This is a genomic window from Pseudomonas sp. GW822-FHT04H02 (genome assembly GCF_058800645.1).
This window is the reverse complement of sequence record NZ_JBXAMM010000004.1, coordinates 565,437-577,695: the sequence shown is the minus strand read 5'-3', so window position 1 is coordinate 577,695 and position 12,259 is coordinate 565,437. Positions and strand designations below refer to the sequence as shown.

Here is a 12,259-nt window from a genome sequence, read left to right as displayed (position 1 = left end):
CCAGGCCATGAAGCAGAAAAGCTTGCCCCCGCTGAACTGGCTGCGCGCCTTCGAGGTGTCCGCCCGTTGCCTTAACTTCACCCACGCCGCCGAGGAACTGTTCCTCACCCAGGGCGCGGTCAGCCAACAGATCCGCCAGCTGGAAAGCCACCTCGGGGTGGCGCTGTTCAAGCGCCTGCCCCGCGGCCTGGACCTGACCGAGGAGGGCCGCTCCTACCTGCCGGTGGTGCAGGACGCGATCACCCGGTTGGCGGTGGGCACCAACGAAATTTTCGGCCAGCACAAGCGCCGGCCGATCAAGGTGCGCGGCAGCCTGGCGTTTTTCGTCCACTGGCTGGCGCCCAAGCTGGCGGATTTTCAGCACAGGCACCCGCTGGTGGATATCCGCTACATCAGCAATATCTGGGTCAAGGAGCTGGACGGCGAAGACGACCTGGAAATTCGTTGGGGCCACGGCCACTGGCCGGGGCTGGTGGCCCAGCGCCTGACTTGGGACACGCTGTTCCCGGTGTGCGCCCCGGCCTTGCTGGACAAGGCGCCGCTAGAGGTGCCGGCGGACCTGGCCCGGCACCCGCTGCTGCATGTGCTGGGCTACGAAGAGGGCTGGGGCTACTGGCTGCAGCGGGCCGGCGCCGAGCAAGTGGATTCGTCCCGGGGGATGCAGTTCGACACCCTGATTTCCACCTTGCGCATGGCCGAACTGGGCCTGGGCGTGGCCCTGGCCCGTTCCTCCATGGTCGACCAGATGCTCGCCGACGGGCGCTTGCTGGAGCCTTTCAGTCAGCGCATCGAGGCCAGCGAATCCTTTTACCTGGTGCGTGGCGCCGGGGCCGATCCACACCCCGATGCGCTGGAATTTTCCACCTGGCTGGTGGAGCAGGCCCATCGCTACAAATGACTGGCCGGAGCCAAGCATGCGTTATGTGAGTACCCGCAGTGCCACCGAGCAGGTGGATTTTGCAACCGTGGTCCTGTCAGGCGTGGCGGCCGACGGCGGGCTTTATGTGCCGCAGCAGTTGCCGAGTTTCAGCCCCCAGGAAATCGCCAACTGGTCGACCCTGGATTACCCCGAACTGGCCTTTCGCGTGCTCAGGCCCTTTGTCGGCGACAGCCTGCCCGAGGCCGACTTCAAGGGGCTGCTTCGCCAGGCCTACAGCGGTTTTGGCCATCGTGCGGTGGCGCCGCTGCGCCAGATCGATCGCAATGAATGGCTGCTGGAGCTGTTTCATGGCGCCAGCGGTTCGGCCAAGGACTTTGCCGCACGCCTGCAGGCCCAACTGGTGGGCTACTTTCTCCAGCGCCGGCAGCGGCGTGGGGTGCTGGTGGGGGCCACCAATGGCGACACCGGGCTGGCGGCCATCGAGGCCTTCAAGGACTGCCCGCAGACGCGACTGCTGGTGTTCTATCCGCAGCACGGCGTGCCCGAGCAGCAAGGGCGACAGTTGCAGGCGGCGCACCAGCCGGGCCTGTGGCGCTTCGCCGTGGAGGGCAGCTTCGATGACTGCCAGACCCTGGTCGGCCGCTTGCTGCGTCAGTGGCCGTTGGCCGAGCATGAGGTGATCGGCTTCAACTCCAGCAACTGGGTCGGGGTCATGGCCCAGCTGGTGCTGTATTTCCACGCCGTGCTGCAACTGGGCGGGGGCCAGCGGCCCATCGGTTTCAGCGTACCGGCGGCCAGTTTCGCCGAGGTCTATGCCGGCTACATCGTGCAGAAAATGGGCCTGCCCATCACCCAGATGATCGTGGCCACCAACCGCAATGACGCCCTGCATCAACTGTTCCTGAAGAACCACTATTCCCGGGGGCAGGCCAGCCAGAGCCTGTCGCCGGCCATGGACCTGTCGCTGTTCGCCAACCTGGAGCGCCTGGTCTGGGAGCTGTATGGCCAGGACCCGCAGGCGGTGGCGGTGCTGATGCAGGGCTTCGAGGACAGCGGCGAGATGACCCTGGACAACGAGGCCTGGCTCCAGGCGCGGATGATCATCGACTCCTATTCGGTCAGTGATGAAGAGACCGGCAAGGAGATCGTCAGCCTGTATCGGGACACCGGCTACGTCATTGACCCCCATGCCGCCACCGGCGTCCTGGCGGCGCGCCTGTACCGCCGCAGCCTGGTGGCACCGATGGTCACCCTGGGGGAGATTGCACCGGCCAAGTCGGCGCGCCTGCTGAGCTCGCTGGGCATCCCCGGGTTGCCGAAAGAGCCGGTGGCACAGCCTTCGACGCTGCAGTGGCAGACGCTGGCCGCGGATGACTTTGGCGCGCTGCTGCACTGCCTGGAGTCCTGGTGATGGGCCGGTGCAAGGTGAGCCTATGAAGCGGATTCTTGATCCTCTGGACGAGCGCATCCTGGCCGAACTGACCCTCAATGCCCGGGCCGCCCACGCCGAGCTGGCGGCCAAGGTCAACCTGTCGCGCAACGCCGTGCGCCAGCGTATCGAGCGCCTGGAGCGGGACGGGGCGATCCAGGGCTACACCATTCGCGTGGGAGAGGGGCGGGGCGCGGACACCCGGATCAATGCGCTGATTTTCGTCTACCGCTACGACCGCATGCGCGGTGCCGAAGTGCTGCAGGCCTTGCGTGCCATGCCGGAGATCGTCCAGTGCGAAGTGCTCAGCGGCGAGTTCGATGTGCTGGTGCGGGTCAGCGCCGCCACGGCGGAACGGGTGCATCGGGTGTGGAATGACATCGCCGCCTTGCCCGGGGTGGAAAACACCGTGACGTCCTTTGTCTTGTCCTCGGTGAGTTAGGGGCTGTCTGCCTGCTTGAAAAAGCCAACGAGTGTTGGCTTTTTTTGCTTTTTCGGCGCTGCAGAATGTGCCTGTTCATGCCTCATGAACAGGTGTTGGGCGGTACGCCTGGAAATGGCTTCGGTGGAAATCTGCGCGGGTAGCCGATGGCTCTAAGAAACGCCTCTGGCGGATCAACAGTCCGCTACCAAGAAACCTCTTTCGAAAATTCAGATCAATCCGATGTGGTGGTTACCGGGATCAATCTAGTATCGGCGCCCACTGCAAGGCCCGTATTCCGGGGGGTATACGCAGTTTGTCGGGGTGCTCGGCGCTTGTTTGACGCCAAGGTAGTGGCACATTAGCATCGCTCGCCTTGTCTTGACCCTTGCTGCCCTTTCGAAGGACCGAATATGCCTATCTCCGCCCTCGGGATGAGGTTGTGCTGTGCCTTGTCTTGCCTGTTGCTGGCCGGCCCCGTGCACATGGCGATTGCCGCTCCCTTGCCCGCACCGACCTTCAACCCCGGCGACCAGGACCTGTTCCTCTAATTCCGCTTTTTGCCTGAGATATTCGACATGGACGTTCGTCAGTTTGCCTTTCTGGCCCGCCAGCCTTCGGCTGCCCTGCAATCCCGTGAGTCCTTTTTGGGCCTGCCGAAACGCGGACTGGCGTTCATCCTGGCCAACGTGATGTTCTGGCAGCCGCTGGTGGTGATGGCCGACGGCATCGTGGTCAACGGCAGCGGCACCAGCCTCGGGCAAGCGGCTAATGGCGTGCCCATCGTCAACATTGCCACGCCCAATGGCGGCGGGCTGTCCCATAACAAGTTCAGCGATTACAACGTTGGCCAGCAGGGGGTGATCCTCAACAACGCCACGCAAAAGCTGCAGAGCACCCAGTTGGGTGGCTACATTATCGGCAACCCCAACCTGGGTGGCCGCGCGGCCAATGTGATCCTCAACGAAGTCAACGGCGGCAGCCCCAGCCAGCTCAAGGGCTACACCGAAGTGGCCGGGCAGTCGGCCCATGTGATCGTCGCCAACCCCTATGGCGTGACCTGCAATGGCTGCGGCTTCATCAATACCCCCAAGGCTACCCTGACCACCGGCAAGCCGGTGATCGAGAACGGCCAGGTCCAGCGTTACCAGGTGGACCAGGGCAGCGTCGCCATCGAGGGCGCGGGGCTCAACGCGAGCAACATCGACCAGTTCGAAATCATCACCCGCAGCGCGAAAATCAACGCCGAGATCCAGGCCAAGCATCTGGCGGTGATCGCCGGGGCCAATGACGTCGACGCCAAGACCTTGAACGCCACCGCCCGCACCGCCAACCCGGCGGATGCGCCGCAACTGGCGATCGACTCTTCGGCCCTGGGCGGCATGTACGCCGGGGCGATCAAGCTGGTGGGCACTGAAGCCGGTGTAGGGGTGAAGCTGGCAGGTGATATGGCTACCAGCGGTGGTGACCTGCAAATCGATGCCAACGGCAAGCTGACCCTGGCTCGTGCTCAAGCCCAGGGCGACGTGCAACTCAAGGCGCAAGCGGTGCAACTGACCGAGTCGGTGTATGCGGACCGGAACGCCAAAGTGGTTGCCGCTGAAAAACTGACAGTGGACAAAAACCTGACCGCGGGCGGCAACCTGCACCTCGAAGGCCAGCAGGTGGTCAGTCGCGGTCAGCTCAATGCGGGGCTTCAGCGGCAAGAGGGTATCGAGACCATCAACCCCACCAGCCATCTGCAGCTTCAGGGTGGCAGTCTGATCAACACGGGCAGTATCAACGCCCGGGGCAGTCTCACGACTGATCTTGAGCGCCTGGATAACCAGGGCGCGGAACTGGTGGCAGCGGGGGATCTGCACCTCAAGGCCGGTCGTGTCGATAACCGTGGCGGTCAGTTGATTGGCCAGCAAGCCCTGAAGGTTGAGGGTGACAGTCTGGATAATCGTGGCGGGACCCTGGCCGCCGAGCAGTCACTCAAGGTGGCGGTCGACAGCCTGGACAACCGCGATCAGGGGCTGATCCTCAGCAAAAGCGCAGACTTGACTCTCAATGCCGGTAGCCTGGATAACCGCCAGGGCACCCTGCAAGCCAGCCAGGGCGAGCTCAAGGCCAGGGTCAAGCAGGTCCTCGACAATGGCGGCGGCAAGATCCTCACGGGTGCCGGCAAACTGAGCCTGGAAGCCGATGAACTGCGCAACCAGCAAGGACGACTGAACGCCCAGACTGGCAAGCTCGAAGTCAAGAGCGCGACCTTCGACAACACTCAGGGGCAGGCCCGCGGGGCGGCAGTCGAGATCGGCAGCAGCTCCCGTCTGATCAATGATCAGGGGCATGTACTGTCCACCGCAGGCGATTTGCAACTCAAGGGCGGCGAGGTCCGCAACAACGAGGGCGAGATCGCCAGCCAGAAGCACCTGCAACTCTCCGTCGACAGTCTGCAGAACCAAAAGGGCAGCCTCAGCGCCGAAACCATCGGGCTGGCACTTTCCGGCAAGCTGGACAACGACGCAGGGCTGATCGAGTCCCGGGAAAGCCTCGCGGTGGAAGCCGGTTCGGTGAGCAATGCCAAGGGCCGTTTGCGGGCTTTGGGCGAGCAGGGCGAGAGCCGCTTCAGCATCGGTGGCCGTTTCGATAACGACCAGGGCCTGGTGGAGATCGGCAATCAGCGCTTGCTGCTGAGCAGCGGGGGCCTGAGCAACCAGCAAGGGTTGGTGCGCCACCTGGGGCAACAAGGCTTCGCGTTGTCCCTGGCGGACACCGGCAATGCCGGCGGCAGTTTCATCACCAACAGCCGGCTGGATCTGGACCTGGCGGACTGGAGCAATACCAGTCAGATCCAGGCACAAAAGATCGGCTTGAAGGTCGGGACCTTCACCCAGACCCGCACTGGCAAGCTGATTTCAGTGGAGGGCGTCGAAGCCAGTGGTAACCACTGGATCAACGACGGCGGCCTGGAAACCGACGGCGACCTGAAGCTGATTCTCAGTGGTTCTTACCAGGGCAACGGCCTGCTCAAGAGCCAGGGGCGCATGACTTTCGCTGCCGCCCGTGCCGACCTTGGCCAGGAGGCCGAGGTGCGCAGTGGCGGTGTGGCCGATTTCACCTTGGGCAGTCACCTGCAGAACCTCGGCACGCTCACGGCTGCCGGAGACCTGCAACTCAAGGTCGACAGCCTGACCAACCAGGGCACCCTGGGGGCGGGCAATGCCTTGCATATTGAAACCCCGACCCTGGTCAACCAGGGCGGGCTGATCTTCAGCGGCGCCGACATGCAGCTGGAAACCAGCAGCCTGACCAACGACAAGGGTGACATCTACAGCCTTGGGCGCCTGGACGTGAATGCCCCGGGACAACAACCGGCCAGCCTGATCGAAAACATTTCCGGCACCATTGAAAGCGCCCATGGCATGCAGTTGCTGGCCAATCGCCTGGTCAACCGCAAGGAGAAGTTCGCCTTTATTCCGGCCCTGACCTCCGGGCGCATCAACCTCGGTTTTACCGATAACTGCAAGGGTAAGCACTGCGAAGCCTATTACTCGGTGACCGAGGTCTACGGCACGAAAATCACCGAGGACTCCCAGCGCGGCAACCTGATTTCCGGCGCCGAGCTGACCTTCAAGGGCGACAGCTTCGAGAACCAGTTCAGTACCGTTTCTGCCGCCGGCGATATCAGCTTGCAAAGCAACAGCCTGAAGAACATCGGTGCCGGCGGCGGCGAGATTCGCAATTACGCTTACTCGGTCTACACCAAGGACGAAGGTGCCTACTACACCTTCGTCAACAACATCGGGCGCTACAACGCCTACAACGACCCCAACTCTGCCAGTTACAACCCTACGGCGATGCCGCTGGGAGCGATTGCGCTCGGTAGCCTGAGCGGCTTCAGCAAGGTCGAGACCACCGGCAGTGGCGAAGTCGCCGCGGCAGTCATCCAGGGCGCCGGCAAGGTGGACATCACCGGCACCCAACTGCTGGAAAACAGCGTGATTCGTCCGGGTGAAGCCGTGGCCGCCAGTGCCAGCCGGGTCGGCATGACAGCTGTGGATAGCAGCACCCAGGCTCTGCCGCAGTTGAACCTGCAAGCCGCTCCGGACCTGCAGCAACAAGCGGTCAACCCTCTGGCCTTGCCCAGTTTCAACTTGCCGCAAGGTGACAGCGGCCTGTTCAGAGTCAGCAGCAACCTGCAACACAAATACCTGATCGAAACCAACCCGGCGTTCGCCAACCTCAAGCAGTTCATCAGTTCCGACTACCTGCTCAGCCGCATCGGTTTCAACAGCGACCAGACCCAGCGCCGCCTGGGCGACGGGCTCTATGAGCAACGGCTGATCCGCGAAGCGGTGATTGCCCGCACCGGCCAGCGTTTTATTGCTGGGCTGGACAGCGACGAAGCGATGTTCCGCTACCTGATGGACAACGCGATCGCCAGCAAGACCGCCCTTGACCTGTCACCCGGTATAGCCCTGACCTCAGCCCAGGTCGCGGCCCTGACCCACGACATCGTCTGGATGCAGGAACAGGAGGTCAACGGCGAGAAGGTCCTGGTACCGGTGCTGTACATGGCCCAGGCCAACAACCGCCTGGCGCCCAACGGCGCACTGATTCAGGGGCGCGACGTGAACCTGATCTCCGGCGGCACCCTGGCCAACCAGGGCACCCTGCGCGCCAGTGCACAACTGCAAGCCAGCGCCCAGAACATCGACAACAGCGGCCTGATGGACGCCAACGAACGCCTGTCGCTGCTGGCCACCCAAAGCATCCGCAACGCCCAGGGCGGGATTCTCAAAGGCCAGGACGTCAGCCTGGTAGCGACCCAGGGCGACGTCATCAACGAACGCTCGAAAGTCAGCCAGGACACCCGTTATGGCGGCGGGGCCCAGCACAACGACTACCTCAACAACGCGGCTCGGGTCGAGGCGGACAACAGCCTGAATATCGACGCCGGACGGGATATCCGTAACAGCGGCAGCGTGCTCCAGGCCGGGGGCGATGCGAGTCTCAAGGCGGGGCGTGATCTGGCGCTGGTGGCCACCGAGCAAGTGAACAGCAGCAGCGGACGCCACAAGAAGACCAACTGGAGCCAGAGCCAGACCACCCAGTACGGCAGTGAAGTGCAGGTCGGTGGCAATCTTTCCGCCACGGCCGGCCAGGATCTGCAGATGGTGGCCAGCAAGGTCGCTGCCCAGGGCAACCTGGCATTGGCAGCGGCGCGTGACGTATCCATCGAAGCTGCGGCCAATGAGAGCCACCGCGCGTCGAAGAGCAAGAAGGTCACCAGCAGTAACGATCAGGTACGTCAGCAGGCGTCTTCGGTGACCGCTGGCGGCGATCTGTCGATCAAGGCGGGTCAGGACCTGATCTTGGTGGCCAGCCAGGTGAAGGGCGAGCAAAACGTCGCGTTGGATGCTGCTCGCGATCTCAATGTGCTGTCGGCAAAGGATGAGACTGCCTCTTTCATGTCCAAGAAGGGCAAAGGCTCCTTTGGTCAGAGCAGCAGCAAACAGCAGGAGAGCTACCACAGCACCAACATCGCCTCTGTGGTCGAGGCCGGGAAAGACCTGACCCTCAACACCAGCAAGAAAGCCGATGGCGGCATGAGCATCAACGGTGGCCGCGATGTCACGCTGATCGGCAGCCAGCTCAAGGCCGGTGCAGACCTGATGGTCGGTGCCACCGGTGATGTGGCGATCCTCTCCGGTGTCGAGGAGCACGGCTCCTACAGCAAGAAGACCAAGTCCGGTTTCCTCGGCCTGTCCAAAAGCGGCAAGAGCCAGTTGCAAACCACCGCGACCCAGGTCGGCAGCGAGCTGAGCGCTGGCAACGATGTGGTGGTGGCCGCGGGCAACGATATCCGCCTGCGGGCCAGTGAAGCCGTGGCCGGCAACGATGTGGAACTGCGTGCCGGGCTGGTCAAGGACAGCGGTGACATCAACCTGGTTTCGGCCAATGACACGGCCTACAGCCGCAGCGAGCAGTACAAGAAAAAAGTCGGGCTTTCCTCCTCCGGGACCAGCGTCTCCTTTGCCTCGGCCAAGGAGTCCGGGCGCCAGGCGCAAAGCAGCACCAGCGTGGGCAGCCAGGTGCTGGCCGAGCGCGATGCGAGCCTGAAGGCCGAGCGCGACATCAATGTGGTGGGCAGCGGCATCAGCGCCGGGCGCAATGTCAGTCTTGACGCCGGACGCGATGTGAATGTGCTGGCGGCACAGAACAGCTCGGCGGAGCAGGACTGGAAGAAGAGCAAGCAAGTCGGCGTGGGCGTCAGCAGCGACGACAACGGTGTCAGCCTCTTCGCCGGTGCCGAGCGCAACAAGGAAAAGAATCGCGTCGAAACCCAGACCGCCGCCGCCAGCCAGATCAGTGCCGGTGCAGACCTGTCGGTCAACGCCAAGCGCGACATCAACCAGATGGGTTCCGATCTTCGGGCCGATCACGACATCAACCTGGTGGCCGGTCGCGATATCAAGATCGACGCCGCCCGGGAAGTGCGGGTGACCGAACAGCAGCGTGAAAGCGAGCGCAATGGCCTGGGTGTCACCATTAACCACAACTATGGCAAGACCAAGGACGCGGTCAATGGTGCCGGCGACGGTGAAAACAACACCAGCAAAGCCTCCAGCACCCTCAAGGCCGTCGACTCGGTCAGCCAGTTCCTCGCCGGGCCGACCGCCGACGTCAAGCTTGGCAACAGCAAGCAAAGCAGCAGCCAGGAGATCATCGAGCAGGGCAACCGCTCTTCAACTCTGCAGGCCGGCAACGACCTGAACCTCACGGCCAACAACGACGTGACCGTCAAGGGCAGTCAACTGAGTGCCGGGCGCGACATCAACGTCAAAGGGCGCGACGTCACCCTGGATGTGGCCAAAGGCAGCATCAGCGAGGAAACCCGCAACACCGAGATGTGGGGCGGCATCCACGGCGGCACCAGCGGCGGCTTCAAGATCGGCGTCGGCGGCAGCTTCGGCACCGCCAGCACCGAGAGTAGCCAAGGCTCCTCCACTGCCACCCAACTGGATGCCGGGCGCGACATCAACCTCAAGGCCAGCAACGACCTGAACCTGATCGGGACCCAGGCCCAGGCTGGACGCAACATCGACCTGGATGCCGGTAACGACCTGAACATCCGCGCCGCGCAGAACGACCACAGCAGCGAGAACAACCGCAACAGTGGTGGTGGGGAAGTCGGCTTCACCTTCGGCTCGGAAGGCGTGGGCGTCTACGCCAGCGTCAGCATGGGCAAAGGCAATCTGGAGCGTGAAGGCGAGCGCCAGCAAGAGGCTTATCTCTATGCCGGGGACCGGCTGGGCTTCACCAGTGGCAAGGACACCAACATTTCTGGTGCCAACCTGCGTGGCGATGAAGTTATCGGGCGTGTCGGGGGGGACCTGGACGTCGCTTCGGTCGCCGATACCGGCAAGGTCAAGGGCAAGGAATTCGACATCAGCGTCACCGCCACCTTTGGTCCTGCTCCAGGGCTCAGTGGCTCGGTCGGCTATGGCCAGACCACCGGCAAGACCGACTGGGTTGAAGAGCAAACCCGTATTACCGGCAAGAACAAGGTCGATATCCGCACCGAAAACCACACCCAAATCGACGGCGCGCTGATCGCTGCCGACAACGGCAACCTCAAGCTGGACACCGGCACCCTGGGCTTCAGCGATATTGCCGGCAAGGACAAGGAACACGGCTATTACCTGAACGTGGGCGGCACCTACAGCTCCGGTAGTGGCACCACACAAGACAGCAGCCAGGTGGGTAAAGGCAAGGAAGGTGAAACCGGCTGGAGCGTCAGCGGCTGGGACTACCAGAAGGACCGCGAGCAGATCGTGCGCGCCACCGTCGGGGCGGGCGAGATCGTGGTGCGCAAGGATGCCGAGACCGGGGCCGATTCAACGGCCGGGCTGAACCGGGATGTGAGCAAGGCGTATGAGATCACCAAGGATGAGGAGTCGCGTACGGATTTGTATGCGAGCAGTTCTTCCCTTGGGGCGGTGGCGAGTCCGAAGAAGGCGTACGAACAGTGGAAGAAGAGTGTTGAGTTGTATGGGGAAAAAAGCCGGGAGACGATGGTAAAGCTGACCCTTCTCTTGGCCAGCATGGGCGTTCTAATCGCGTCGCCAGACAATCTTCAGGGCACATCCGAAGAAATTAATAGAGTCTTGGTAGAAACTGAAAACTACCTAAAAGCCTTCAGCAAAGATGAGAACAGACGTGCGGAGGCTATTGAGTTTCGACTCAAGCAGAAGTTCGGAGATCCAAAATCTGACGGGGAAAAGCTTCTCGTCGCTCGAATGCAGGAAATTGCCCGTCAGAGCCCTGAGAAGTCAGTTGAACTGACAGCGCTCATCGGCCGCCTCAGCGATTCTCCTGCAGGCGCAAATAACTATGCTCAGGGGCTCGCTAGTTCGGGGGTTATGCTCGCCCTGGTTGGCGCACTGGCTTATCAAGCGTCCACACCTGAAAATCAAGCGCGGATGCGTAACGCGGCCAACTCCATGATTGAAAGTGTCAGCCGGGGCGTCTCTGAAACAAAGGAGCAAGTGCAGAGTCGGCTGAGGGTTTCGATGGGGCTTTGGGAGTTGGTAACCCACATGCCGTTTCCAATTCACCTGCTTGATGACGAAAACCGAAAGCTGGTCAATCCGATTGTTGATGCATCAGGAGGGAATCCTGCCAGTGGGGGCTACGCTGAGGGTGGCGGAGTTATTACAACGCCACATACCGGCGGTACTCAACTGGATGGGGGGCAGAAGGATGGTGCCTATGTGACTCCGGAGCACAAGCTGAATCCGGGGGTGATGTATAGTGAGGGCAGTGCTGCAAAAGGAACGGGTGGCGCAGTCGAAGAAACGGCTGGCTCGATTAAGAATGTCAATCCAGGCTTTCCTGAAGCTGGTCGAACTCATAACTGCGTGAATTGTTCAATTGCGACTGATGCAACTCTGGCTGGAAATCCAGCTTCGGCGCTTCCGATAAAATCAACAGATGGCGTTTCAATTACAGTACTGGAAAAGCAGTTTGGTACAAGATTTGTATCGGTCTCATCTGCGGATAATATTTCTCAGAAAATGATTGGTATTGGCTCAGGTGCGCGAGGTATTGTGTATGGGTCGTATGGTCCTGGTCAGCCTGGACATGTGTTCAATGTCGTAAACCAGAATGGTACTATCAGATTCTTAGATGGGCAGACAGGCAAGGTTGCTGATCTCAGTAAGTTTACATCGTTTAAGTTTTTGAGGACCAACTAGTGATAGCTTTTGAAGAATCTCTGCAGATGGTTATTAATCATTTGAGTAAGTCTCCAATGCCGCTGGTTATAACATATTCTGAAGGGTTTCCTGATGGGTGGCTATTTTGCTTCAACTCCAAACAGTATGTTGAGACAGGTGATTTTTCATTTCAACTGGTTGGAAATGGGCCGATTTTTGTTGATAAAGATACCGGCGAACTGCATTTTTTTGGCACGGCATTGCCGCCAAAGGAGTATGTGGAAGAGTACTCTCTGAGGAAGCGTGATAAGAAATAATAT

6 protein-coding genes are annotated in these 12,259 nt (G+C 61.3%); all 6 read left to right on the top strand.

Annotated features, from left to right (window positions below):
* Positions 1–7 precede the first annotated feature (7 nt).
* Positions 8–898 (top strand): LysR substrate-binding domain-containing protein, encoded by an 891-nt coding sequence (locus AC1RMG_RS20000; protein WP_072452821.1) that lies wholly within the window; start codon positions 8–10, stop codon positions 896–898.
* Between the two features lie 16 nt (positions 899–914).
* Positions 915–2,291: a threonine synthase gene (locus tag AC1RMG_RS19995; RefSeq protein ID WP_493170042.1), complete on the top strand. Its 1,377-nt coding sequence runs from the start codon at positions 915–917 to the stop codon at positions 2,289–2,291.
* A gap of 22 nt (positions 2,292–2,313) precedes the next feature.
* A complete protein-coding gene (locus AC1RMG_RS19990; RefSeq protein WP_019095870.1) occupies positions 2,314–2,751 on the top strand; it encodes an Lrp/AsnC family transcriptional regulator in 438 nt (145 codons plus the stop codon).
* Positions 2,752–3,143: 392 nt separating this feature from the next.
* A complete protein-coding gene (locus AC1RMG_RS19985) occupies positions 3,144–3,281 on the top strand; it encodes a hypothetical protein (RefSeq protein ID WP_019094135.1) in 138 nt (45 codons plus the stop codon).
* 27 nt (positions 3,282–3,308) lie between these two features.
* Positions 3,309–11,978, top strand: coding sequence for a hemagglutinin repeat-containing protein (locus tag AC1RMG_RS19980; RefSeq protein ID WP_493170040.1), 8,670 nt, complete (start codon positions 3,309–3,311; stop codon positions 11,976–11,978).
* Positions 11,978–12,256 (top strand): YrhB domain-containing protein, encoded by a 279-nt coding sequence (locus AC1RMG_RS19975; protein WP_072453203.1) that lies wholly within the window; start codon positions 11,978–11,980, stop codon positions 12,254–12,256. The genes AC1RMG_RS19980 and AC1RMG_RS19975 overlap by 1 nt, the downstream gene beginning before the upstream one ends.
* Positions 12,257–12,259 lie beyond the last annotated feature (3 nt).

What these genes read in the sequence shown, in the direction of transcription:
- AC1RMG_RS20000 (WP_072452821.1), top strand. Translation starts at nt 8, where the DNA reads ATGAAGCAGAAAAGCTTGCCCCCGCTGAACTGGCTGCGCGCCTTCGAG.
- AC1RMG_RS19995 (WP_493170042.1), top strand. Translation starts at nt 915, where the DNA reads ATGCGTTATGTGAGTACCCGCAGTGCCACCGAGCAGGTGGATTTTGCA.
- AC1RMG_RS19990 (WP_019095870.1), top strand. Translation starts at nt 2,314, where the DNA reads ATGAAGCGGATTCTTGATCCTCTGGACGAGCGCATCCTGGCCGAACTG.
- AC1RMG_RS19985 (WP_019094135.1), top strand. Translation starts at nt 3,144, where the DNA reads ATGCCTATCTCCGCCCTCGGGATGAGGTTGTGCTGTGCCTTGTCTTGC.
- AC1RMG_RS19980 (WP_493170040.1), top strand. Translation starts at nt 3,309, where the DNA reads ATGGACGTTCGTCAGTTTGCCTTTCTGGCCCGCCAGCCTTCGGCTGCC.